The organism is Micromonospora sp. RL09-050-HVF-A (assembly GCF_019374995.1).
Classification (GTDB): Bacteria; Actinomycetota; Actinomycetes; order Mycobacteriales; family Micromonosporaceae; genus Micromonospora; species Micromonospora antibiotica.
Window position 1 is genome coordinate 6,266,322 of the sequence record NZ_JAGKQP010000002.1, and the last position, 22,831, is coordinate 6,289,152.

General features: G+C 74.0%; 21 protein-coding genes, 1 pseudogene and 1 riboswitch. Of the genes and pseudogenes, 13 read left to right on the forward strand and 9 right to left on the reverse strand.

The window, feature by feature from the left end:
- Positions 1–89 precede the first annotated feature (89 nt).
- A complete protein-coding gene (locus J7462_RS27810; RefSeq protein ID WP_219468476.1) occupies positions 90–560 on the forward strand; it encodes a GNAT family N-acetyltransferase in 471 nt (156 codons plus the stop codon).
- Between the two features lie 11 nt (positions 561–571).
- Here J7462_RS27810 and J7462_RS27815 read toward each other — a convergent pair whose 3' ends face one another.
- Positions 572–952 (reverse strand): VOC family protein, encoded by a 381-nt coding sequence (locus J7462_RS27815; RefSeq protein ID WP_219468478.1) that lies wholly within the window; start codon positions 950–952, stop codon positions 572–574.
- A gap of 129 nt (positions 953–1,081) precedes the next feature.
- Positions 1,082–1,687 carry a GNAT family N-acetyltransferase gene (locus tag J7462_RS27820; protein ID WP_219468480.1) on the reverse strand — a complete coding sequence of 202 codons (606 nt, stop codon included), beginning with the start codon at positions 1,685–1,687 and terminating at the stop codon, positions 1,082–1,084.
- Positions 1,688–1,723: 36 nt separating this feature from the next.
- Between J7462_RS27820 and J7462_RS27825 the strand changes: the two genes are divergently transcribed.
- A complete protein-coding gene (locus J7462_RS27825) occupies positions 1,724–3,091 on the forward strand; it encodes a glycosyltransferase 87 family protein (RefSeq protein ID WP_219468485.1) in 1,368 nt (455 codons plus the stop codon).
- Here the strand turns inward: J7462_RS27825 and J7462_RS27830 are convergent.
- The gene (locus tag J7462_RS27830) at positions 2,990–3,541 is read right to left on the reverse strand and encodes a GNAT family N-acetyltransferase (RefSeq protein ID WP_219468488.1); all 552 of its coding nucleotides are present in this window, start codon (positions 3,539–3,541) and stop codon (positions 2,990–2,992) included. The genes J7462_RS27825 and J7462_RS27830 overlap by 102 nt on opposite strands.
- A gap of 78 nt (positions 3,542–3,619) precedes the next feature.
- On the opposite strand from J7462_RS27830, the gene J7462_RS27835 reads away from it, so the two are divergent.
- The 5 genes from J7462_RS27835 (at position 3,620) to J7462_RS27855 (ending at position 9,240) form a co-directional block, all read left to right on the forward strand.
- Positions 3,620–4,849, forward strand: a complete 1,230-nt coding sequence (locus tag J7462_RS27835; protein ID WP_219468493.1) for a winged helix-turn-helix domain-containing protein — start codon at positions 3,620–3,622, stop codon at positions 4,847–4,849.
- Between the two features lie 4 nt (positions 4,850–4,853).
- Positions 4,854–5,567 (forward strand): DUF2752 domain-containing protein, encoded by a 714-nt coding sequence (locus J7462_RS27840; RefSeq protein ID WP_219468496.1) that lies wholly within the window; start codon positions 4,854–4,856, stop codon positions 5,565–5,567.
- 215 nt (positions 5,568–5,782) lie between these two features.
- Complete coding sequence (thyX, locus tag J7462_RS27845; protein ID WP_208569371.1) at positions 5,783–6,526, forward strand: FAD-dependent thymidylate synthase; 744 nt, start codon at positions 5,783–5,785, stop codon at positions 6,524–6,526.
- Between the two features lie 46 nt (positions 6,527–6,572).
- On the forward strand, positions 6,573–7,499 hold the full coding sequence (dapA, locus tag J7462_RS27850; protein ID WP_219468498.1) for a 4-hydroxy-tetrahydrodipicolinate synthase: 927 nt from the start codon (positions 6,573–6,575) through the stop codon (positions 7,497–7,499).
- 52 nt (positions 7,500–7,551) lie between these two features.
- Positions 7,552–9,240: a ribonuclease J gene (locus tag J7462_RS27855; protein ID WP_145918435.1), complete on the forward strand. Its 1,689-nt coding sequence runs from the start codon at positions 7,552–7,554 to the stop codon at positions 9,238–9,240.
- Between the two features lie 73 nt (positions 9,241–9,313).
- On the opposite strand, the gene J7462_RS27860 is transcribed toward J7462_RS27855, so the two are convergent.
- Both J7462_RS27860 and J7462_RS27865 read right to left on the reverse strand, forming a co-directional pair.
- Positions 9,314–10,294, reverse strand: a complete 981-nt coding sequence (locus J7462_RS27860; RefSeq protein ID WP_219468500.1) for an SMP-30/gluconolactonase/LRE family protein — start codon at positions 10,292–10,294, stop codon at positions 9,314–9,316.
- A gap of 179 nt (positions 10,295–10,473) precedes the next feature.
- Positions 10,474–11,358, reverse strand: a complete 885-nt coding sequence (locus J7462_RS27865; RefSeq protein WP_219468503.1) for a helix-turn-helix domain-containing protein — start codon at positions 11,356–11,358, stop codon at positions 10,474–10,476.
- 185 nt (positions 11,359–11,543) lie between these two features.
- Here J7462_RS27865 and J7462_RS27870 point away from each other — a divergent pair, with 185 nt between their 5' ends.
- A complete protein-coding gene (locus tag J7462_RS27870; protein ID WP_219468506.1) occupies positions 11,544–12,779 on the forward strand; it encodes a S1 family peptidase in 1,236 nt (411 codons plus the stop codon).
- A 178-nt stretch (positions 12,780–12,957) separates the two neighbouring features.
- Here J7462_RS27870 and J7462_RS27875 read toward each other — a convergent pair whose 3' ends face one another.
- Positions 12,958–14,562: a YbjN domain-containing protein gene (locus J7462_RS27875; RefSeq protein WP_219468508.1), complete on the reverse strand. Its 1,605-nt coding sequence runs from the start codon at positions 14,560–14,562 to the stop codon at positions 12,958–12,960.
- Positions 14,559–15,035 carry a YbjN domain-containing protein gene (locus J7462_RS27880; RefSeq protein WP_219468512.1) on the reverse strand — a complete coding sequence of 159 codons (477 nt, stop codon included), beginning with the start codon at positions 15,033–15,035 and terminating at the stop codon, positions 14,559–14,561. Before J7462_RS27880 ends, J7462_RS27875 begins: the two co-directional genes overlap by 4 nt.
- A gap of 113 nt (positions 15,036–15,148) precedes the next feature.
- Here J7462_RS27880 and J7462_RS27885 point away from each other — a divergent pair.
- A pseudogene (locus J7462_RS27885) lies at positions 15,149–17,619 on the forward strand (DNA translocase FtsK 4TM domain-containing protein).
- Positions 17,620–17,790: 171 nt separating this feature from the next.
- On the opposite strand, the gene J7462_RS27890 reads toward J7462_RS27885, so the two are convergent.
- The gene (locus tag J7462_RS27890) at positions 17,791–18,036 is read right to left on the reverse strand and encodes a hypothetical protein (protein ID WP_208569332.1); all 246 of its coding nucleotides are present in this window, start codon (positions 18,034–18,036) and stop codon (positions 17,791–17,793) included.
- A gap of 159 nt (positions 18,037–18,195) precedes the next feature.
- Between J7462_RS27890 and J7462_RS27895 the strand changes: the two genes are divergently transcribed.
- Entirely contained in the window at positions 18,196–18,723 is a 528-nt protein-coding gene (locus J7462_RS27895) for a DinB family protein (protein WP_219468516.1), read from the forward strand.
- Positions 18,724–18,808: 85 nt separating this feature from the next.
- On the opposite strand, the gene J7462_RS27900 is transcribed toward J7462_RS27895, so the two are convergent.
- Entirely contained in the window at positions 18,809–19,123 is a 315-nt protein-coding gene (locus tag J7462_RS27900; protein WP_219468518.1) for a multidrug efflux SMR transporter, read from the reverse strand.
- Positions 19,124–19,177: 54 nt separating this feature from the next.
- Positions 19,178–19,241, reverse strand: a riboswitch (guanidine-III (ykkC-III) riboswitch).
- Positions 19,242–19,367: 126 nt separating this feature from the next.
- Here J7462_RS27900 and J7462_RS27905 point away from each other — a divergent pair.
- The 3 genes from J7462_RS27905 (at position 19,368) to pgsA (ending at position 22,680) form a co-directional block, all read left to right on the forward strand.
- Positions 19,368–20,291, forward strand: a complete 924-nt coding sequence (locus J7462_RS27905; RefSeq protein ID WP_219468521.1) for an ornithine cyclodeaminase family protein — start codon at positions 19,368–19,370, stop codon at positions 20,289–20,291.
- A gap of 182 nt (positions 20,292–20,473) precedes the next feature.
- On the forward strand, positions 20,474–22,015 hold the full coding sequence (gene rimO / locus J7462_RS27910) for a 30S ribosomal protein S12 methylthiotransferase RimO (RefSeq protein ID WP_255597929.1): 1,542 nt from the start codon (positions 20,474–20,476) through the stop codon (positions 22,013–22,015).
- 77 nt (positions 22,016–22,092) lie between these two features.
- Positions 22,093–22,680: a CDP-diacylglycerol--glycerol-3-phosphate 3-phosphatidyltransferase gene (pgsA, locus tag J7462_RS27915; RefSeq protein WP_219470779.1), complete on the forward strand. Its 588-nt coding sequence runs from the start codon at positions 22,093–22,095 to the stop codon at positions 22,678–22,680.
- Positions 22,681–22,831 lie beyond the last annotated feature (151 nt).

Genomic DNA, 22,831 nt, shown 5'->3' on the forward strand with positions numbered 1-22,831 from the left:
GGGGCACGGACCGCGGGCGGAGCCGGGTGCCGTGGGTGGTGTCGGCCAATTCGTTTGGCGGTGCGCCGGGCCGGCCCTAGGCTGCCCCGGTGCTGGATTCCGGATTCACCGATCGGACCGGGCGGCGGGTCACCCTGCGTCCCGTGGACGACGACAACTGGCGGGCGGTGGCCGACCTGGCCCCCCGTGACGACCAACGCGACTGGGTGCCGGCACTGGCGGCCCGCTACCTGCTGCTGACCATGCGTTCCGACGTCTGGACGTCGTTGGCCGTGTACGCCGACGACGCCGTGGCCGGTCACGTCATGTGGGGCGTGGACGACGACGGGTCGCGGTGGATCGGTGGGATGGTGGTCGACGCCGCCGAGCAGGGCCGGGGGGTGGGCCGGGCCGCCGTGCGCACCCTCGCCGACTGGCTGGCCGGGCCGGACGCCACCCACCCCGTCCGGTTGTCGTACCACCCCGGCAACACGGCTGCCGCCGGGCTCTACACCTCGCTGGGTTTCGCCCCCACCGGCGTGATGGAGGACGACGAACTGGTCGCCGAGCTGCGCCGCTGACCCCGGCGGCGTCACTCCTGCTCGATCACCGACAGGATGTTGCCGGCCGGGTCGGTGAACCAGGCGATCGTCGGCCCGTTGTCACGCATGATCCCCCGGTCGTCCTGCGGCAACCCCGGGTAGCGCGCGAACCGCACCCCCCGGGCGGTCAGCTCGTCGACCGCCCGGTCGACGTCGGCCACCGGGAAGTTGAGCACCGTGAACGTGGCCGGCACGTGGTCGGCCTTGGGATAGACCACCACGTCCCGGTCGCCGGCCAGGTGCAGCATCAGCAGCCCACCGGGGCCGCCGAGCTGCGACACCCGCAGGTCGAGGGTGCCGGCGTAGAACTCCCGGGCCCGGTCGGTGTCGTCGGCCGAGAACCCGCTGAACGCCTTCGTGTCCCGGAACATGCCCGTCTCCCTCACCGTCGGTGGCACCCCGCCGCCTCCGGTCTACCAGGGTGGACCGACAGATTCGGCCGGTTCAGGGCGGGCCGACAGATTCGGCCGGTTCAGGGCGGGCCGACAGATTCGGCCGGTTCAGGGCGTGTCGGTCGACTCCGGCGCGGGTGTGTCGTCCGGTTCGGTGGGGACCGCGACGTGCAGCCGTACCTGGGGGACGAGCATGTCGTCGACGTCCAGCGCGCGGGCCGCGCCGTCCGGCTCCCACCCGGTGCTGGTGAGGAACTTACGGGTCGCCTCGTCGCCGTCGAACGCCCAGGCCACCGCGTGGGTGAACCCGTCGGCCCGCCAGCCGTCCACGGCGGCGGAGAGCAGCCGGCTGCCGTGCCCACGCCGCCCCCAGCGCGGCTCCACCAGCAGGTCGGTCACCGCGACCACCCCGGCGCCCAGCGCCGTGGCCGGCTCGCCCGGGGCGAGCGCCTCGGCGTCCGCCGGCCCGGAAGCCGCGAACCCCACCAGATAGGATTGCTCGGCCTGTTCCACGGCGACGAGCACCCGGTGCGCGGCCGAGGGCGGCTCCTGCACCGCCGCGCTCCACCGCCGGGCGAGCCACGCCTCGTCCAGGTTGTCGAGCACGTGCCGGGGCAGCAGCCGACGGTACGCGACCCGCCAGGTCGCGAGCTGCACACGGGCGATCTCGGCGGCGTCCTCCGGACGCGCCGGGCGGACGAACCCCAGAGCCATGGCACGAAAGCCTAGGCCACAGCGAGGGAGACGACGGTGGCGCAGGGGGCCAGGCGGACGACCGGGCAGGTCGTCGCGGTGGTGGTGCTCGCCGTCGCGGTGGCCGCCTTCCTCTCCGTGGCGGCCGTCCGGCACGGCTTCTTCGACCTGAAGGTCTACTACGGCGCGCTGACCTTCTGGGTGCACGACCACGGCGAGATCTACGACTACCTCAAGCCCGGCACCCAGTACGGTTTCACCTACCCGCCGTTCGCCGCGCTGGTGATGCTGCCGATGGCGTACCTGCCGTGGCCGGTGGCGATCACCGTCAGCGTGGCCGCCACGGTGGTGGTCAGCGCGGTGCTGGTCTGGTGGCTGCTCGACCCGGTCGCCAGGCGGGCCGGCTGGACCCGCTGGTTCGTCCTGGCGGTGGCGCTCTGTCTGGCCGCCGCGTTCGAGCCGATGCGCGAGACGGTCAACTTCGGCCAGGTCAACATGCTGCTGCTCTTCCTGGTGGCGGTGGACCTGCTGCGGCTGCTGCCGGCCGGCAACCGGTGGGCCGGGGTGGGCATCGGGCTGGCCACCGCGATCAAGCTGACCCCGGGCGTCTTCATCGTCTACCTGCTGATCACCAGGCGCTTCCGGGCCGCCGCCACCGCCGTCGCCGCCTCGGCCGCCGCCACGCTGCTCGCCGCCGCCCTCTTTCCCGACGCCACCCGGGAGTTCTGGACGTCGGCGCTGTGGAACACCGACCGGGTGGGCGAGCTGGCGTTCGTGTCCAACCAGTCGCTGCGCGGGGTGGTGGCCCGGCTGAACCCGGAGCATCCGAGCACCCTGGCCTGGTTGGCGCTGGTGCTGGTCACCCTGGCCGTCTGGGCCTGGCGCTGCCGGGCCGCCGTGGCGCTCGGCGACGAGGCCACCGGGCTGGCGTTGACCGGCGCGCTGATGTGCCTGGTCAGCCCGGTCACCTGGGTGCACCACCTGGTCTGGTTGATCCCGGCGCTGATCCTGCTGGTCGACAACGCCGTCGCCGCGCGTGCCGGCAGCCTGCGACGGCGGGCGCTGCTGGCCCTCGCGGTGGTCTGCTACCTGCTGCTGTGCAGCCGGATCGTCTGGGCCTGGGAGAAGGACTTCACCGGGGTCACCGGCTTCCTGGGCAGCAACACCTACGTCTGGATCAGCCTCGCGCTGCTGGCGCTGCTGCCGATCCGCACCTGGGCCGCCCCGGTCGGCGGCCGGCCGGGCGGCCCGTCGGGGCCGACCGGCCGGGATGGGACGACCCGGCCCGTCGGCCCGCCCGGTGCGGTGGTCCGGCCGGCCGGGTCAGCCGGGGAGCCGGCCGGTGTAACGCAGTTCGTCGAGGTGGACCGGGGGTCCGCCGCCGGCCAGCGGCACCCGGTAGCGGGACCGCTCACCGTCGGCTGACAGGCCGGCCCGCTCGTAGAACCGGCGGGCCCGGACGTTGTCGGCCAGCACCCACACCCGGTACTCCCGCCAGCCGTTGGCCGCCAGCCCGTCCCGGGCGGCGGCGAACAGCGCCTGCGCGGTGCCGTCACCCCAGCGCGCCGGCTCCACGTAGATCGCCAGAACCTCGCCGTACGTCGGGTCCAGGTCGCCCCGGTCCTGGTTGTTGCGGTACGGGCCGAAGGTGGTGAACCCGGACGGCACCCCGTCGACCTCGGCGAGCAGGGTGGTGAACGGGTGCTCCGGGTCGGCGGTGCCCACGTCCCGTCGGCGCTGCGCCCAGGCCACCGGGTTGAGCCGGACCAGCACCTCGGCCGGCATGATGCCGGCGTAACCGGCCTGCCAGCCGTGGATGTGCACCCGGGCGATCGCCTCGGCGTCGTCCGGCTCCTCGCGACGGATGGTGAGCATGTGTCCGTTCTATGCCTCGACGGGCGGTCGGTCCAGCGTCCGCTCCGGTGTCGTACCGTTGGTCTAGGGTCGTCGGCGATGGTCGCACCGGAATCGCTCTCGCTCGCCCAGGCCCGGCGGCTGACGCTCGCCGCCCAGGGGTTCGCCGACCCGACGCCCACCGGGGCACCCACCCGCCGGCACCTGCGCCGGGTGCTCGACCGGGTCGGGTTGATCCAGATGGATTCGGTCAACGTGCTGCAACGCGCGCACTACCTGCCGCTCTACAGCCGGCTCGGGCCCTATCCGACCGCCCTGCTCGACACCGCCGCCTACCGCCGCCCCCGGGAGCTGTTCGAATACTGGGGGCACGAGGCGTCCCTGGTGCCGGTGGGGCTGCACCCCGCGCTGCGCTGGCGGATGGCCAAGGCCCGCGACGACGCCTGGGGCGGGATGCGGCGGATCGCCGAGGAGCAGCCCGACCTGGTCGCCTGGGTCCGTGACGAGGTCGCCGCGCGGGGGCCGCTGACCGCCGCCGAGATCGAGCACGACGCGCCCCGGGAGACCGGCCACTGGGGCTGGAACTGGTCGGCGGTGAAGCGGGCCCTGGAGTTCCTCTTCTGGGCCGGCGAGGTCACCGCCGCCGACCGGACGCCCTCCTTCGCCCGCCGCTACGACCTGCCCGAACGGGTGCTGCCGACGGCCGTGCTCGACGCGCCCACGCCGACCGACGCCGAGGCGTACCGGACCCTGGTCGCGGTGGCCGCCCGGTCGCTGGGGGTGGCCGCCGAGCCGGAGCTGCGGGACTACTTCCGGCTCCCGCTGGCCGGTGCCCGGCAGGCCGTCGCCGAGCTGGTCGAGGCCGGTGAGCTGGTGCCGGTGACGGTGCAGGGGTGGCGGCAGCCGGCCTGGCGGCACGTCGACGCCCGGCTGCCCCGCTGGGTCCGGGGCAACACCCTGGTCAGCCCGTTCGACCCGCTGGTCTGGGAGCGGGCCCGCACCGAACGGCTGTTCGGCTTCGCCTACCGGATCGAGATCTACGTGCCGGCCGCGCAGCGGGTGCACGGCTACTACGTGCTGCCGTTCCTGCAGGGGGAGCGGTTCACCGCCCGGGTCGACCTCAAGGCCGACCGCAAGGCCGGGGTGCTGCTGGTGCCGGCGGCCTGGCAGGAGCCCGGCGTCGACCCGGGGGAGACCGCCGTCGCGCTCGCCGCCGAGCTGCGTCGGCTCGCCGGTTGGCTCGGCCTGGACGCGGTCGCCCCACCTGCGGCGGGTGACCTGGCCGCCCCGCTGGCCGCCGCGTTGCGCAGCCTCACCGGTGTACCGTGAGGCCGTGACGAGCGTTGACGGGCCGACCGGGCCGAGCCGGTCGGGGCAGGGCACCGATCCGACGTCGACCGGTTCCGCGCCGGCCGGCACCACCCACACGCTGAGCGACCCGTACCCCGTGGGCACGCCAACCGGTCCGTACCCCGTCGGCACGCCGACCGACCCGGCCGCCGTCCACGGGCACCCGCACCCGGGGGTGGGCGGAAACGTCGAGGGGCTGCCCCCCGGCTCCTGGTCGGCGGGGCCGCCGGTGGCGTGGCAGCAGCCCGAGCCGGACCGGCTCACCCGCTTCGTGCTCCGGCTGCACGCCCGTTCGCCGCGCTGGGCGGCCCCGCTGGCCGCCCTGGGCTGCGTCGGCGCCGGGATGGCGTACGCGCTGGTCAGTGACCCGACCACCAGTGACCCGGACGCCCCGCCGAGCTGCCTGCTCAAGCTGACCACCGGGCTGGACTGTCCGGGTTGCGGGGGCACCCGCGCGCTGTGGTACCTCCTGCACGCCGACCTGCCCGCCGCCGCCCGGCACCACGTCGTCTTCGTCTTCGCGGTGCCCTTCCTGGCCTACCTCTTCGTCGCCTGGGCCGGTAAGCAGGCGTTCGGGTGGCGGCTGCCCGAGCTGCGGCTCAGCTCCCCGGTGATCGGCGGGTTCCTCGCCGTCTGGCTGGCCTTCTCGGTGCTGCGCAACCTGCCCTGGCCCCCGTTCACCGCCCTCTACGTCTGACCCGGCCGCGCCGGGCAGCCCCCGTCGCCAGCCCGACCGTGACACACCGGGGCGGGCGGTCGGCTGCGACGACGTCACCCGGTGGCCCCGGTGCGAGACCTTGGCCACCCGCCGGCCGCCCGGAACCCGCACCATCGGTGATCGCGCTGGTCAGGGGCGGCGGCCCGGGTTTCCCCGCAGCCCACCCGGCCACTACAGTCGCAGGAATGCCGGAGATGGTGCAGCCCCAGGTGCAGCTGATCGCGTGGACCCAGTTCCAGGCCCCCGACGACGTGCCGTGGTCGACCGACGCCGAGGGCGGCCAGGCGCTCGCCGAGTTCGCCGGCCGGGCCTGCTACCAGAGCTGGAAGAAGCCGAACCCGGCGACCGCCACCAACGCCGGCTACCTGGCGCACATCCTGGAGGTCGGGCACCTGTCGGTGCTGGAGCACGGCAGCGTGACCTTCTACTTCACCGGGGTGTCCCGCTCGTTCACCCACGAGCTGATCCGGCACCGGCACTTCTCCTACTCCCAGCTCTCCCAGCGCTACGTCCCGGAGCGGGACGCGGCGATGGTCGAGCCGGCGGTGATCGCCGACGACCCGGAGCTGCACAAGCGGTTCGTCGAGGCGGCCGAGGCGAGCGTCCGGGCGTACACCGAGCTGCTGGAGGGGCTGGAGCAGCGGTTCGCCGACGAACCCAACCCGACGCTGCGCCGCAAGCAGGCCCGGCAGGCGGCCCGGGCGGTGCTGCCCAACGCCACCGAGACCCGGATCGTGGTCACCGGCAACTACCGCGCCTGGCGGCACTTCATCGGGATGCGGGCCACCGAACACGCCGACGTGGAGATCCGTGAGCTCGCCGTGGAGTGCCTGCGGCAGCTCCAGCGGGTGGCCCCGAACGTGTTCGCCGACTTCGCCGTCACCACCCTGCCCGACGGCACCGAGGTGGCGACGAGCCCGCACGCACAGCTGTCCTGAGCCCTTCCCCACCGGACGTCCGGTGCTCGTCCGCTAGGTTGTGAGCATGACGCACGACCACCCTGCCACCCCCGACCGGGGCCTGTCGCGCCCGTTCGGGCGACTGCTCACCGCGATGGTGACCCCGTTCACCGCCGATGGCTCCCTGTATCTCGACGGCGCCGTCCAGCTGGCGACGTACCTCGTCGACGAGCAGGGCAACGACGCGCTGGTGATCAACGGCACCACCGGCGAGTCACCGACCACCACGGACGCGGAGAAGGACGCCCTGCTCCGGGCGGTGGTGGAGGCGGTCGGCGACCGGGCCCAGGTGGTGGCCGGCGTCGGCACCAACGACACCCGACACACCATCGAGCTGGCCGCCGCGGCGGAGAAGGCCGGCGCGCACGGCCTGCTGGTGGTGACGCCGTACTACAACAAGCCGCCGCAGCGGGGCCTGCTGCGGCACTTCACCGCGGTCGCCGACGGCACCAGCCTGCCGATCATGCTCTACGACGTGCCACACCGCACCGGGTTGGCCGTCGAGACCGAGACGCTGGTGCGGCTGGCCGAACACGAACGGATCGTCGCGGTCAAGGACGCCAAGGGTGACCTGACCGCCACCAGTTGGGTGACCAGCCGCACCGACCTCGCCTTCTACAGCGGCGAGGACTCGCTCACCCTGCCTACCCTGGCGATCGGCGGGGTCGGCCTGGTCGGCACCTCGACCCACTTCACCGGCGCGCTCGTCAAGCAGATGATCGAGGCGTACGACGCGGGCGACTCCGGCACGGCACTGACCCTGCACCGGCGGCTGATGCCGCTGCTCACCGGGATCTTCCGCAGCCCGGGCACCATCCTGGTGAAGGCGGGCCTGAACGTGTCGGGCCTGCCCGCCGGGCCGGTGCGGCCGCCGCTGGCGGACGCCACCGACGACGAACTGGCCCTGCTGCGCGCGGACTGCGCGGCGGCGGGCCTGGACCTGCCCGAATGACCGAACGACACGACGGACGCCGGGTTACGGCGTCGCAGAATGAGGTGGACGCGTGACCGAGGCGCAATTCGAGGGTGAACTGCCCCCGCCGCTGCCCGAGGGCGGGCTGCGGATCATCCCGCTCGGCGGACTCGGTGCCATCGGTCGGAACATGACCGTCTTCGAGTACGACGGCAAGCTGCTCATCGTCGACTGTGGGGTGCTCTTCCCCGACGTCGAGCAGCCCGGCGTGGACCTGATCCTGCCCGACTTCGGGCCGATCCTGGACCGGCTGGCCGACGTGCAGGCGATCGTGCTGACCCATGGCCACGAGGACCACATCGGCGCGGTGCCGTACCTGCTCGCCCACAAGCCGGACATCCCCCTGGTCGGCTCCCAGTTCACCCTCGCCCTGGTCGAGGCGAAGCTGGCCGAGCGGCGGATCCAGCCCTACACGCTCACCGTCCGGGAGGGCGGCCGGGAGCGGCTGGGCCCGTTCGAGTGCGAATTCTTCGCAGTCAACCACTCGATCCCGGACGCGCTCGCGGTGGCCGTGCGTACCCCGGCGGGCCTGGTGCTGCACACCGGTGACTTCAAGATGGACCAGCTCCCGCTGGACGGCCGGATCACCGACCTGGCCGGCTTCGCCCGGCTCGGTGCGGAGGGTGTCGACCTGCTCCTGTCGGACTCCACCAACGCCGAGATCCCCGGTTTCGTCACCCCGGAACGGGAGATCGGGCCGGTGCTCGACTCGATCTTCGCGAAGGCGAAGGGGCGGATCATCGTCGCCTCGTTCGCCTCGCACGTGCACCGGGTGCAGCAGGTCTTCGACTCGGCGCTGGAGCACGGCCGCAAGGTGGCGCTGATCGGCCGGTCGATGGTCCGCAACATGGGCATCGCCCGCGACCTCGGCCTGCTCAACATCCCGGCCGGCCTGGTCATCGGGATCGAGGAGGCCACCACGCTGCCGCCCGACCAGATCGTGCTGATGTCCACCGGTTCGCAGGGTGAGCCGATGAGCGCCCTGGGCCGGATGGCCAGCGGCGACCACCGGCACATCACCATCGCCCCCGGCGACACCGTCGTGCTCGCCTCGTCGCTGGTCCCCGGCAACGAGACCTCGGTCTACCGGGTGATCAACCGGCTGGCCCGGGCCGGCGCGGTGGTGGTGCACAAGGACGTCGCCAAGGTGCACGTCTCCGGGCACGCCCCCGCCGGTGAACTGCTCTACCTGCTCAACGTGGTGCGGCCGAGCAACCTGATGCCGGTGCACGGCGAGTGGCGGCACCTGCGGGCGCACGCGCGGCTCGGCATCGAGTCCGGCGTCGCCCCGGACCGGGTGGTGATCTGCGAGGACGGCGACGTCGTCGACCTGGTCGAGGGCCGGGCCAGTGTGGTCGGGCACGTGAAGAGCCGTTACGTCTACGTCGACGGTCTGGCCGTGGGCGACGTCAGCGAGTCGCTGCTCACCGAGCGGCGGATCCTCGGCGACGGCGGTTTCATCGCCACCACAGTGGTGGTCGACTCGGTCACCGGCAAGGTGGTCGCCGGCCCGACCCTGTCGGCGAAGGGCTTCTCCGAGGACCCGGCCGCGTTCAACCCGGTGATCCCGCTGGTCACCGAGGCGCTGAACCGGGCCGCCGCGGACGGCATCACCGATCCGCACCAGCTTCAGCAGATCGTCCGACGCACCGTGGGGCGGTGGGTCAACGACGCGTACCGCCGCCGTCCGATGATCGTCCCGACCGTGGTCGAGGTCTGAGCGGGTTCCCCACCCGGACGCCGTGGGCCGGCCACCGTCGTGACGACGGTGGCCGGCCCGTTTGCCGGTGGGCTCAGCGGTGGCGCAGGGTGGCCACGATCAGGTTGGGGTCGGTCGCGGTGACGTAGGCGGCGCTGGCCACCAGGACCGTGTGCCCGCGTACGGCCACCGAGGTCGGGTTCTGGAGCCCGTCTGCACCGGTCAGCAGGGTCCGGGTCCGCCCGTCGTGGTCGATGCCGACCACCGTGTTGGGCCCGTTGAGGGCGGCGACGACCCGGCCGTCGGGGGCGAAGGCGAAGTCGTCGATGCCGACCAGCCCGGTCGCCCTGACCTCGACGGCACCCGGCCGGCCCGCCCGCAGCGGAATCCGCAGCAGGGTGCCCTGGTCCAGGTTGGTCGCCCAGACCGCGCCACCCCGGACCTTGACGCCGTTGACGCCGAGGAAACCGGTCGGGGCGAGCGCGGACGCCGACGACCAGACCCGGGCGGGACCACCGGCCAGCGGGACGGTCGAGATGGTGCCGCGCACCGAGTCGGTGACGTAGAACGTCCGGCTCGTCGGGTCGAGCGCCAGCCCGTTCGGCAGCCCGTCGGCCGGTAGCGCGGCGATCCGCCGGGGCGTCTGACCCGGCGGAATCCGGTACAGACCCGTGCTGGCGGCGTCGCCGCTGGCGTACAGGACATAGATCGTGCCGTCGTCGGTGCGGACGATGCCGCTGGTCAGGGCGAAACCGAGCACGGGGGTGGCGACGCCGCCGTCGGCCGGCGCGGCCAGGGTGGCCAGCACCCGGGTCCGGCCGGCCGGGTCGACGGCGGCGACCTGCCGGGCCGCCGCGAACGTGAGGTAGGCCGTGCCGTCGGGGCCCAGGGTGATGTTCTCCGGCAGTTGCCCCCGCGTCAGGTCGAAGTGGACCGCGATCCGTGCCGCCGGGGCCGACCGGGCCGGGGTGACGGCGGAGGCCGGGACGCCCGCCGACGCCGGGACCGCCGACGGTACGGCCAGGGCGCCGGCCGCCGCGGCGGCCACCGCGAGGGTGAGGATTCTTCTGCGCATGGTTCGTCCTTCTGGTGAGGGGCCCGGGAGTGGGCCCGGTTTCGGGCGCGGACGGTCCGGCACCTGGTCAGGTGCCCTCGTCTCGCGGTGTCGGCGCAGCGTCGACCGGCCGGCTCACGCCGGCCCGCCGGTGCGGGTGGGGCAGCAGAGCCGCTCTGCTGCCCGGGTGGGGCGCGGGGTCAGCCGGGCGCGGGCAACGGCTGCCGGTCGGCGGCCCGGCCGGTGACCGCCGTGTGCACGAGCAGCGTCATCGCCGCCTGGGACGGGGAGCCCGGCGCGGTGGTGGCGACGACCAGCACCTGGTCGTCCTCGGTCCGCAGGGTCTGCTGGGTGACGGCCAGCACGCCCACCACCGGGTGTCGCATCTCGTAGCCGGCGTGGCCGCCGGCCTTGACCCGGTGGTCGGCCCACGCGGCGGCGAACTCGGGGCTGCGTACCGCCAGCTCGCCGACCAGCGCGGCGAGCAACGGGTCCGCCGGGTGCTGCCCGGAGGTCGCCCGCAGGGTCGCCACCACGGCTCGTGCCTTGGCCGGCCAGTCGACGTACAGGTCACGGGTGTGCGCGTCGAGGAAGATCAGCCGCGCCATGTTCGGCCGCCGGTCCGGCCGGTCCACCGCCGCCGGCTCCAGGTGCCCGGCGAAGAGGGCGTGCCCGGCGACGTTCCAGGCCAGCACGTCGAGGCGACGGCCGAGCACCAGCACGGGTACGTCGCCGAGTGCGGCGACCAGTTGCCGCACGGTCGGATCGACCCGCTCCGGCGGCGGCCGGCGGGTGACCGGGCGGCGGCCACCGGCGGCCAGCCCGGACAGGTGGCGGCGTTCGGCGTCGTCGAGGCGCAGGGCCCGGCTGAGCGCGTCCAGCACCTCGGGGGAGGCGTTGGTGGCCAGGCCCTGCTCCAACCGGGCGTAGTAGGAGGCGCTGACCCCGGCCAGCAGGGCGAGCTCCTCCCGGCGCAGCCCCGGGACCCGTCGCCGTCCGCCGTAGGTGACCACCCCGGCTTCCTCGGGGCTGAGCCGGGAGCGGCGCGAGCGGAGGAACTCGCCGAGCTGTCCTGATGCCTGCATGACTCCCAGTATTGGCGGCGGCCACCCGGCCAACCACACCCTGTCAGGGGTAGCCAGGACGCCCGACTGCGTGACGGAATGGACACGTTCCGTCGATAAGTGTGGATCGGCTCATCCGGGCGGTACCCGTTTCCGTACCCCATCGCGGCGGGCGTACCCCGCGTCGGCCGGGAGGAGCATGACGGATGGACCGCAGACGGATGACAGCGATCGGCGTCGTGCTGGCGGCAGCGGGACTGACGGCGGCGGTCACCCTGCCGTCGTTCGCCGGGGACCAGGGCACGCCGAACGCCGGTGGGACCGGCCCGAAGGCCACCGGCGGGGTGGCTCCGGAGGTGGTGGACGCGCTCAGCCGTGACCTGCGGATCAGCCGGGACCAGGCGGTCCGGCGGTTGACCGCCGAGCAGCAGGCCACCGGGCGGTTGGCCCGGCTGCGGGCCGCCCTCGGCAACGACTACGGCGGGGCGTGGCTCAGCGACGACGGCTCCACCCTCAACGTGGCGGTCGCCGACCCGGCGCAGGCGCAGCGGGTCCGGGCCGCCGGTGCGGTGCCCAAGCCGGTGGACCGCGCGGTCACCGAGCTGGACGCGGCCAAGAGCCGGCTCGACTCGGTGGGTCGGCAGGCGTCCCCGGCGATCACCGGCTGGTACGTCGACGTCGCCACCAACTCCGTGGTGGTGCTCGCCCAGCCGGGTGCCGAGTCGCGGGCCCGCCGGTGGGCGGCGGGCAGCGGGGCCCCGGCCGGGGCGGTCCGGATCACCACCTCACGGGAGCAGCCGCGTCCACTGTTCGACCTGGTCGGCGGGGACCCGTTCTTCATCAACGACGTGGGCCGATGCTCGATCGGTTTCTCGGTGGTGGGCGGCTTCGTCACCGCCGGGCACTGTGGGCGGGTCGGCGACCGGACGACCGGCTTCAACCAGGCCCAGCAGGGCGTCTTCGCGGCGTCGTCGTTCCCCGGGGACGACTGGGCGGTCGTGCGCACGAACGGCCAGTGGACCCCGCAGGGGGTGGTCAACGACTTCAACGGCGGCGTGGTGCCGGTCAACGGTTCCACCGAGATGCCGGCCGGCGCGTCGATCTGCCGTTCCGGCTCCACCACGGGGGCCCGCTGCGGTGTCGTCCAGGCCCGCAACGCCACCGTGAACTATCCGGAGGGGACGGTCACCGGGCTGACCCGCACCGACGTGTGCGCCGAACCGGGTGACTCCGGCGGTTCGTGGATCTCCGGCGACCAGGCGCAGGGCGTCACCTCCGGCGGTTCCGGTGACTGCACCGTCGGCGGGGTCACCTTCTTCCAGCCGGTCAACGAGATCCTGGAGCGCAACAACCTGACCCTGGTGACCGCCGACGGCCGGCAGGACGCGCAGCCGCAGACCACCACCCGGATGCGGGCGCGGACCGCCGGGTCGGCGCGCTGACCGCACCACCCGCCGCGCCCCGCCCCCTGCCGCTGTCGACAGGCTGCGCCGGGGCCTCCGGTACCGCGACCCCCGACCCCCACCGCCCGGTGGTCGGGGGTCGCGCCGCGTCCGGGCCGCCCGGGCGGCGGCACGGCGCTGGGCTGTTCGGGGGCTGGGCTGTTCGGCGCCGGGCGGGTCAGGGCAGGGCGGCGACGGCCCTGGCGTACGCGACGCCGGTGCTCACCGCCGCGTCGACCAGGATGCCGAGCTGCGTCGGGGCCACCCCGTGCGCCAGGTCGGTGGTGACGTCGCCGGCCAGCACCAGCTCACCGCCGGGCAGCTCGTGCACGTACGCCTTCGGCAGCAGCCGGTCGTGGTTCCAGGCGTTGCAGAACTCGTACGCCTCGGCGAGCCGTCCCGCCGCCAGCCGCCGGGCCGCCACCACCCGGGCGTGCAGGATCTCCCCGTGCCCGCCCAACAGGCGGAACTGCACCACCGCCTCGTCCCAGCGGCCCACCACCACGCCTGCGGCGTCCACCGCGTACACGTCGCCCCGGACGTCCAGCACGGCGGTGAGCTGCGTCAGGCTCAGCGGGGCGGGCTCCTCGGCCGAGGGCAGGAACGGTTCGTCGTCGGGTTCGTCGACGCCGTCCGGCTCGGGCAGGGGCACCGGGTCACCGGTCGGTCGTCCGGCCAGCCAGGCGGCGATCCGGCCGGCGTGGTGGCCGGTGCCGTTGCGGGCGTCGAAGCTGCCCGCCAACCGGGTCGCCTCGGCGGACAGGTCGGTGCCGAGGGTCGCCACGTCCAGCTCGGCGGCGGGCCGGTCGCCGTGGCCGGGACGGCGTACCCGTCGACCGTCCCGGCCGGCCTCGACGGCGAGCGCGCAGACCAGCGCCCCGGCGGCGGCGAACTCCATCGCCGACAGGTCGTCGTAGGGGTGGTCCAGCCGGGGCAACTGCTCGGCGAGGATGTCCAGGGCCCGGTCCGGGTGCCCGGCCAACGCGCAGAACCGCAACTGCGCGGCCAGGTACGGCAACGCCGCCCGCTCCCGCCGGTGCCGCCGGTACGCCCGCAGGTGCGCCGTCGCGGCCCGTGCGGTCGCCCCGGTGCGCAGCCACGGCAGCAGCCCCACCGCGAGGGCCCGTTCCGGCTGGTCGGTGCAGTCGACCCCACCGTCGAGCGCGGGGCGCAGCGTGTCCAGTGCGGCCCGGTCGTCGCCCCAACCGGCGAGCAGGTCGGCGCGGCGTACCAGCAGGCAGCCGGGGCAACCGGCCTCCGGGTCCGCCTCGGCGGCCGTCCACCGCTCGTACCACTGGCGGGCGGTCGGCTCGTCGCCGCGGTGGTCGGCGAGCCGGCAGCGCAGCTGGGCGACCACACCCGCGTCCTCGCCGACCCGCCGGGCCAGCGCGTCGAGGAACGACTGCGCCTGGTCCAGCCCGATCCGGGGGGTGCCGATCGCCGCCTCCACCGCCTGCCGCAGGTGCCGCCGCAGCAGCTCCGCGTCGCCGGGCCGGCCGTCGAGCAGGTCGGGGGAGCCGTCGACGGCGGCCAGCAGGCGGCGTACCGGCTCGATGATCCGCCACCGCCCGCCGTGCCGCAGGTAGGCCGCCACCAGCGCGAACCGGGCGTCCAGGGCGGAGTGCGGGTCGCCGAGCGCGTCGGCGCGGGCGGCGATCCGGTCGAGTTCGGCCAGCCGGGCCTCGCCGTCGGGCAGATCCGCGGCCCCGGCGAGCGCGGACGCCAGGGCGGGATCGCGGCGGGCGGGTGGCCGGTCCGCCCCGGGGCGGAACCCGGCGGTCATCCGGGCGTCCCCCCGGGCAGCAGGCCGACGGCGGCGGCGAGCCGGCAGCCGGCGGTGATGCCGCAGTCGAGCAACTGGTCGAGCTGGTGCGGGGTGACCCCCCGTTCCAGGTCGGTGACCACCTCACCGCAGACCTGGGCCCGGCCGTCGTCGCCGACGTGCACGAACGCCTTGGGCCAGAACTGGTCGTGGTTCCACGTGTTGCAGAACGTGTAGAGCGCCGGCACGTGGTCGATGCCGAAGGTAGGTGCCGTCACGGTGCGGATCTGGAGCAGTTCGTCGAGGGTGCCCCGGCGCAGGAACCAGATCAGGCTGTCGTCCCAGCGGCCCACCAGCTCCCCGTCGTCGTCGGTGACCACGGCGTACCCCCGGTGGGCCAGCACGGCGGCGACCAGGTCGGCGGTCAGCGGACGCAGGGCCTGCGGGTGACCCGCCAGCGGGTCCGGACGGTCCGCGAAAGCAGGCGACGCCATCGGGCATCCCTTCTGAGGCGAATAACACGTCTGCGGGCGTGGTACGCGCTGCGACGCGCGGACACGACCCGGAAAAGCGGCGGTCTGCCGGGTAACGCCGTTACGGTGACTCTATGGCGGGCCGTACCTCTCAGGCGAGTCGGCGACGCGGCGCGTCGCCGCGCGGTACCACGAACAGTCGTGCCCGTCAGCCGGCGAAGAAGACCACCCGGGCGACGGCGCGACGGCGCCCGGCCCCCGGCCCGCTCCGGCGGCCTACCTGGGTCGTGCCGTCGGGGCACTGTGGATGGGTCTGGCGCACGGGGTCGGGTGGGGGTTCCGGGCCGCCGGTCGGCAGGCGGCCTCGGCCCGGGAGCTGGACCCGGAGCACCGCCGTGACGGTGCCGGGCTGCTGCTGTTCGGCCTGGCCATCCTCAGCGCGGTGGCGATCTGGTTTTCCGGCGCAGGCCCGTTCGGTGCGCGCCTGGCCGACACCGTGCGCCTGTTCCTGGGCGCGATCGCGGTGGTGGTGCCGGTGCTGCTGATGATCGGCGCGTGGCGGCTGATGCGTACCCCGGTGGACCCGGAGCACCGGGGGCGTGGCCTGATCGGCTGGGGTTCCATGCTGGTCGCCACGGCGGCGATGCTGCACATCGGACAGAATCCGGTCGACCCGGTGCAGCGCGACTACGCCGGTGGCCTGGTCGGCGCCGGGGTCGGCGACCTGCTGGAGCGGGGGGTCACCGCGTGGGTGGCCATGCCGCTGCTGATCCTGCTGCTCGTCTTCGGCCTGCTGGTGGTCACCGCCACCCCGATCAACAAGATCCCGGAGCGGCTCGGTCTGCTCGCCGGCACGCTGGTCGCCCCGCCCGACGCCCCGGCGGAGGACGAGGAGCAGGAGACGGCGGTCGCCCCGAAGCCGGCCCGCCGCCGGCCGGCCCGCAAGGCCGCCCCACCGCCGGTAGACCCGGACGACTTCGCCGACGTCGGCCCGGAGGTGGACCTCCAGGAGACGATCGTGCTGCCCCGCCGGCCGGCGAGCCGGGTGCCGGCCAGCCGCAAGCCGGTGGAGCCGCCGGAGCACTCCGCCCCGCCCACCCGGGCCGAGCAGCTCGCGCTGACCGGGCTGGCCGGCGACTATGTGCTGCCGCCGGCCAACATGCTCACCGGTGGCGCGGCCCCGAAGACCCGCAGCAAGGCCAACGACGAGGTGATCGCCGCGCTGACCGGCGTCTTCGACCAGTTCGGGGTGGACGCCGAGGTCACCGGCTTCACCCGGGGCCCGACCGTCACCCGTTACGAGGTCGAGCTGGGCCACGGGGTCAAGGTCGAGCGGATCACCCAGCTTTCCCGCAACATCGCGTACGCGGTGAAGTCGCCCGACGTGCGGATCCTCAGCCCCATCCCGGGCAAGAGCGCGGTCGGGGTGGAGATCCCCAACACCGACCCGGAGAACGTCGCCCTCGGTGACGTGCTGCGCTCCCGGGCCGCCACCAGCGACCACCACCCGATGGTGGTCGCCCTCGGCAAGGACATCGAGGGTGGCTTCGTGGTGGCCAACCTCGCGAAGATGCCGCACATCCTGATCGCGGGGGCCACCGGAGCCGGGAAATCCAGTTGTCTTAATACATTGTTGGTGTCCATTCTGACCCGGGCCACGCCGGACGAGGTGCGGCTGCTGCTGATCGACCCGAAGCGGGTCGAGATGACCGGGTACGAGGGCATCCCGCACCTGGTCACCCCGATCGTGACCAACCCCAAGAAGGCTGCCGACTCGCTGGAGTGGGTCGTCCGCGAGATGGACATGCGCTACGACGACCTGGCCGCCAACGGGGTCCGGCACGTCGACGACTTCAACCGCAAGGTACGCAACGGCGAGATCAAGGCCCCGCCGGGCAGCGAGCGGGAGATGCGGCCGTACCCGTACCTGCTGGTGATCGTGGACGAGCTGGCCGACCTGATGATGGTCGCCCCGCGCGACGTGGAGGACTCGGTCGTCCGGATCACCCAGCTGGCCCGCGCCGCCGGCATCCACCTGGTGCTGGCCACCCAGCGGCCGAGCGTCGACGTGGTGACCGGTCTGATCAAGGCGAACGTGCCGTCCCGGCTGGCGTTCGCCACCTCGTCGCTTGCCGACTCCCGGGTCATCCTCGACCAGCCGGGCGCGGAGAAGCTGCTCGGCCGGGGCGACGGGCTGTTCCTGCCGATGGGCGCGTCCAAGCCGGTCCGCATCCAGGGCGCCTGGGTGACCGAGCGCGAGATCGCCGACGTGGTGAAGTTCTGCAAGGACCAGCGGGAGCCGGAGTTCCGCTCCGACGTGCTGGCCCCGGCGCAGGAGAGCAAGAAGAAGATCGACGAGGACATCGGCGACGACCTGGACCTGCTGGTGCAGGCGGTCGAGCTGGTGGTGACCTCGCAGTTCGGCTCGACCTCGATGCTCCAGCGCAAGCTGCGGGTGGGCTTCGCCAAGGCGGGTCGGCTGATGGACCTGATGGAGACCCGGGGGGTGGTCGGCCCGTCCGAGGGCTCCAAGGCCCGCGACGTGCTGGTCAAGCCGGACGAGTTGGAAGAGGTCCTCGACGGCCTGCGCGGCGACGTGGACTGACCTGCGCGGGGCCGGTCGGTGCGACGGTCCCACCGGTCGGGTCCGCAACGGACCGTGACCGTGAGCGTGCGACGGTTCGTGGGCGTGGACGGACCGTCGCCGTGCGATGGACCGTGGACGTGCGACGGGCCCGCCGGGATGCCGGCGGGCCCGTTCGCGGGAAGGCGTCAGTCAGCTGTTCATCATGGCGCTGACGATCACCAGGCTGAGGATGATGGCCACCACGTTAGCGGCGGCGGCGTACCAGCCCAGCGGCTTGTCGCCGAGCACCGCACCGACGATGCCGAGCACCAGGCCGATGACACCGAAGATGACCGGGGCGATCAGCAACGCGACGACGGCGAAGACGAACGCCAGGATGGTGCAGATGCGGGCGGCGTTGGTACGCGGGCGGGCGGGTGCGTGGGTGTCGGCCATGACGTCCTCCGTGGTCGGGAACATGAGTGCTGTGGTGATCGATCACTACCCACACCGGACGGAAACTACGCACCCGGCGGCGATATCCCACCCGGCCCGCTGTGGTGCCGGCGCGGAAATTCCGGTCGATCCGGCCGGCCGGTGTGGCAGCATCACCCGGTGCCGGCATCCCGTCGTGACCTGTTGCGGTCGCAGTTCGATCTGACCTGGTCCCTGTTCGAGTACCACCTGGAGCGCCTGGAGGCGGCGGACCTGCTCTGGGAACCCGTGCCGTACTGCTGGACGATGCGCCCGGATGCCGACGGCGGATGGACGCCGGACTGGGCGGACGTCGAGCCCGACCCGGTCCCGGTCCCGACGATCGGGTGGATCACCTGGCACATCGGCTGGTGGTGGACGGTCGCTGCCGACCATGCGCGGGGGCGCAGGCCGCGGGAACGTGACGAGATCGGTTGGCCCGGTGACCGGGACCGGACGGTGGCGTGGCTGGGTGACCTCCGTACCGCATGGTTGGCGGTGTTCGACCAGCTCAGCGACGTCGACCTCGATGCGACCGCGTCGTTCCCGTGGCGGGACGACCCCGCGTACACCGTGGCCCACATGATTGCCTGGGTGAACGCCGAGCTGATGAAGAACGTCGCCGAGGTCGGCCAACTCCGGTTGTTGCGGCACGCGAGCCGGCCCTGACCCGTCGGCCGGTCCCGGGGAGCGGGCTCGGCAGCCGGGACCGGCCGTCCACCGGCAGCCGGCCCGGCCGCGGGCGTGGGGCGGCTCAGTGGAAGAGCTTGAGGCCGACCACGCCGGCCACCACCAGCAGCAGGCTGAGCAGTCGGGGCAGGCTCGTCGACTCGCCGAGGGCCACCATGCCGACCAGTGCGGTGCCGACGGCCCCGATGCCGACCCAGACCGCGTAGCCGGTGCCGACGGGGATGTCGCGCAGCGCGTACGCCAGGCCGGCCATGCTGGCGACCAGGGTGACCGCGAAGACGGCCGAGGGGAGCGGTCGGGTGAATCCGGCGCTGCGGTCGAGGGAGACCGCCCACGCGGTCTCCAGGAGTCCGGAGAGCACCAGCACGATCCAGGCCATCGGGCATCACCTCGGGGGTGCGGGTCCCGGACCGGCCGGGACGAGTCGGTTGGTCACGGGGCGTCTTGGCCTGACCGGGTACGCCCACGACTCGTCCGGGGTGGCTGCGGGCCGGTAGGAGCCGCGGCACCGACCTGCCCACGCGGCCACCACGACCGACGCTAGCACCGCCGGCCGACGGGGTGGGGTGATCCTCCCCACCACACCTTGAGTTGAAGTCAGCTTGAGGTTGCAGCATGGGAACATGACGCTGCTCTTCGACGACCGGCAGGTCGCCGCCACCCTGGACGCGCCGACCACCGTCGCGGCGATGCGGGACGCCCTGCTGGCCGCCCACGCCGGCCGGCTCGTCGCCCCACCCCGGGCGTCCGCACCGCTGGCCGGCGGGCGGATGGTGCTCACCGCCGGGCAGCTCACCGACGAGTGGTACGGCTTCCGCTCCTACGACACCCTCGGCCACCCGGCCGGCGAGCAGCTGGTGGTGCTGCACGACGCCCGGACGGGGGCGGTCCGGGCCATCGCCGTCGGCGCGGAACTCGGCTCCCGGCGTACCGGCGGGCTGGGCGCGGTGGCGGTCGACGCCCTGGCCCGCCCGGACGCCACCACCCTGGGCGTGATCGGCTCCGGCGGGCAGGCGTGGACGCAGGTGTGGGCGACCGCCGCCGTCCGGCCCCTGCGCGAGGTGACCGTGCACAGCCGCTCGGCGGCCCGCCGCGAGGCGTTCGCCGCCCGGGTCCGCGCCGAACTGGGGATCCCCGCCCGCGCCGTCGGCTCGGCCGCCGAGGCGGTCCGCGACCGGGACGTGGTGGTGCTCGCCACCACCAGCGTCACCCCGGTGCTGGCGGCCATCGACCTCGCCCCGGGCACCCACGTCAACACCGTCGGCTTCAAGCAGGTGCACCGGCACGAGTTCGGCACCGACCTGCTCGACGCCGCCGACGTGCTGGTCACCGACTCGCCAGCCCAGGCGGCGGCGTACGACCCGCCGATGTTGACCGCCGTCGGGCCGTACCCGGGACGGTTGCGTGACCTGGGGGCGGTGCTGGCCGGGGCGGTCCCCGGCCGGACCGGCGCGGACCAGGTGTCGGTGTTCTGCTCCACCGGCCTGGCCGGCACCGAGGTCGCCCTGCTGGACCGGCTGGTCCGGGTGAGCGCGACGACGGTCTGACCGCCGGTGTGTCGGCTGCGGCGGGCGGGTGCACCATGATCGGATTGCAATTTTGGCGAGTGTTCCCGGCGTGTCGTGCGCATTTTCGTCATTTGATCAACGATGGGCCGGGCGGCGGGGTGAACCGGCCTACACCGCACGCCGCCGTCGGTCGGGCCCGCTCCCGCGCCCGGTACCCTCGGATGGTGTCTGCCACCCCCACGCCTGACAACGCCGGCCCGACGCCCCGCCGCGACCTGGCGCAGCCGTCCGCCGACGGCCGACGGGTCGCGCTGCTGACCCTGGGCTGCGCCCGCAACGAGGTCGACTCGGAGGAGCTGGCCGCCCGGCTGCACGCCGACGGCTGGCAGGTCACCACCGACGGCGAGGGTGCCGACGTGGTGGTCGTCAACACCTGCGGGTTCGTGGAGAAGGCCAAGCAGGACTCGATCCAGACCCTGCTCGCCGCCGCCGACACCGGGGCCAAGGTGGTCGCCGCCGGCTGCATGGCCGAGCGGTACGGCCGGGAGTTGGCCGACAGCCTCCCCGAGGCGCAGGCGGTGCTCAGCTTCGACGACTACCCGGACATCGCCGCCCGGCTCGACTCGGTGCTCGCCGGCGAGGCGATCGGCGCGCACACCCCCCGGGACCGGCGCGAACTGCTGCCGCTCACCCCGGTCGCCCGGCGGGAGTCGGCGGTGTCGCTGCCCGGCCACGGCACCCCCACCCGGGTCGCGCCGGAGACCGACGCGCACACCCCCGCGCACCTGCGGCAGGTGCTGCGCCGCCGGCTCGACACCGGCCCGGTGGCCTCGCTGAAGCTGGCCAGCGGCTGCGACCGGCGGTGCGCGTTCTGCGCGATCCCCGCGTTCCGGGGCGCGTTCGTCTCGCGTACCCCCGACGAGCTGCTCGCCGAGGCGGAGTGGCTGGCCAAGACCGGCGTCCGTGAGCTGGTGCTGGTCAGCGAGAACTCGACGTCGTACGGCAAGGACCTGGGTGACCCGCGGGCGCTGGAGAAGCTGCTGCCGCAGCTCGCCGCGATCGACGGCATCGTCCGGGTGCGGGCCAGCTACCTCCAGCCCGCCGAGACCCGTCCCGGCCTGGTCGAGGCGATCGCCACCACCCCCGGCGTGGCCCCCTACTTCGACCTGTCGTTCCAGCACTCCAGCGAGCCGGTGCTGCGCCGGATGCGCCGGTTCGGCTCCACCGACCGGTTCCTGGAGCTGCTGGCCGGCGCCCGTGCCCTCGCCCCCGAGGCGGGTGCGCGGAGCAACTTCATCGTCGGGTTCCCCGGCGAGACCAAGCAGGACGTGGCCGAGCTGGTCCGGTTCCTGACCGACGCGCGGCTCGACGCGATCGGCGTGTTCGACTACAGCGACGAGGACGGCACCGAGGCCGCCGGGCTGCCCGGCAAGCTCTCCGCCGCCACCGTCAAGCGCCGCTACGACCGGCTGGCCGCGCTCGCCGACGAGCTGTGCTCGCAGCGGGCCGAGGAGCGGCTCGGCAGCACGGTCGAGGTGCTTGTCGACACCGTCGACGACGGCGTGGTGGAGGGGCGGGCGGCGCACCAGGCCCCCGAGGTCGACGGCTCGACCACCCTGGTCGCCCCGGTCGGTGGCGGCGTCGACCTGGCCGCGTTGCGCCCCGGTGACCTGGTGCGGGCCACGGTCACCGCGACCGAGGGCGTCGACCTGGTGGCCGTACCGGATGAGATGATCTCGGCGGCGCCCGGCGCGGAACGGTGACGGTGGGCCCGGACGGAGCGGGGGAGCCAGGTGGGGCGGTGCCAGGTGGGCCTCGACGGCCGGAGCGGGGCGCGGCGGTGACCGGGGCGGCGGAGTCCGCGCCGCCGGTGGCCCGGGTGCCGGTGCTCAACGCGGCCAACGGGCTGACCCTGCTGCGGTTGGTGCTGGTGCCCGTCTTCGCCGCGTCGGTGGTCGCCGCCGGGATGACCCACACCGGGTGGCGGATCGCCGCCTGCCTGATCTTCGCGTTCGCCTCGATGACCGACCTGGTGGACGGCTGGATCGCCCGCCGGTTCGGTCTGGTCACCTCGGTCGGCAAGGTGGCCGATCCGATCGCCGACAAGGCGCTCACCGGCGCGGCCCTGGTGCTGCTGTCCGTCTACGACCGGTTGCCCTGGTGGGTGACGGTGCTGATCCTCGTCCGTGAGTTGGGCATCACCGGGCTGCGGTTCTGGGTGATCCGGCACGGCGTGATCGCCGCCAGCCGGGGCGGCAAGCTCAAGACGGCGCTGCAGATCCTGGCCATCGCCTGGTACCTGTGGCCGATGCCGGCCGCCCTGGTCGCCGTCGGCCCCTGGATCATGGCCGCCGCCGTGCTGGTCACCGTGGTCACCGGCTTCGACTACGTCGCCCAGGCCCTGCGCCTGCGCCGTCCCCGCCCCTGACCGGGACTTCCCGGCCCCGCAGCCCGCACCGCGCAGCCCGCGCGTAGCCGGCGTCGATCCCGGGCGGCCCTCCGCGTCGGCTCCCGGCCCCGCGCCGCAATCCCGGGGCGGCGGGACGGCTGTCCCTGCCGCCCGGGACGCCCCGCCCAGC

Excerpts from the sequence above, each read along its gene's own strand:
- J7462_RS27815 (WP_219468478.1), bottom strand. The coding sequence starts at position 952 with ATGTTCCGGGACACGAAGGCGTTCAGCGGGTTCTCGGCCGACGACACC.
- J7462_RS27820 (WP_219468480.1), bottom strand. The coding sequence starts at position 1,687 with ATGGCTCTGGGGTTCGTCCGCCCGGCGCGTCCGGAGGACGCCGCCGAG.
- J7462_RS27830 (WP_219468488.1), bottom strand. The coding sequence starts at position 3,541 with ATGCTCACCATCCGTCGCGAGGAGCCGGACGACGCCGAGGCGATCGCC.
- J7462_RS27835 (WP_219468493.1), top strand. The coding sequence starts at position 3,620 with ATGGTCGCACCGGAATCGCTCTCGCTCGCCCAGGCCCGGCGGCTGACG.
- thyX (WP_208569371.1), top strand. The coding sequence starts at position 5,783 with ATGGTGCAGCCCCAGGTGCAGCTGATCGCGTGGACCCAGTTCCAGGCC.
- dapA (WP_219468498.1), top strand. The coding sequence starts at position 6,573 with ATGACGCACGACCACCCTGCCACCCCCGACCGGGGCCTGTCGCGCCCG.
- J7462_RS27860 (WP_219468500.1), bottom strand. The coding sequence starts at position 10,294 with ATGCGCAGAAGAATCCTCACCCTCGCGGTGGCCGCCGCGGCGGCCGGC.
- J7462_RS27865 (WP_219468503.1), bottom strand. The coding sequence starts at position 11,358 with ATGCAGGCATCAGGACAGCTCGGCGAGTTCCTCCGCTCGCGCCGCTCC.
- J7462_RS27870 (WP_219468506.1), top strand. The coding sequence starts at position 11,544 with ATGGACCGCAGACGGATGACAGCGATCGGCGTCGTGCTGGCGGCAGCG.
- J7462_RS27875 (WP_219468508.1), bottom strand. The coding sequence starts at position 14,562 with ATGACCGCCGGGTTCCGCCCCGGGGCGGACCGGCCACCCGCCCGCCGC.
- J7462_RS27880 (WP_219468512.1), bottom strand. The coding sequence starts at position 15,035 with ATGGCGTCGCCTGCTTTCGCGGACCGTCCGGACCCGCTGGCGGGTCAC.
- J7462_RS27890 (WP_208569332.1), bottom strand. The coding sequence starts at position 18,036 with ATGGCCGACACCCACGCACCCGCCCGCCCGCGTACCAACGCCGCCCGC.
- J7462_RS27900 (WP_219468518.1), bottom strand. The coding sequence starts at position 19,123 with ATGGCCTGGATCGTGCTGGTGCTCTCCGGACTCCTGGAGACCGCGTGG.
- J7462_RS27905 (WP_219468521.1), top strand. The coding sequence starts at position 19,368 with ATGACGCTGCTCTTCGACGACCGGCAGGTCGCCGCCACCCTGGACGCG.
- rimO (WP_255597929.1), top strand. The coding sequence starts at position 20,474 with ATGGTGTCTGCCACCCCCACGCCTGACAACGCCGGCCCGACGCCCCGC.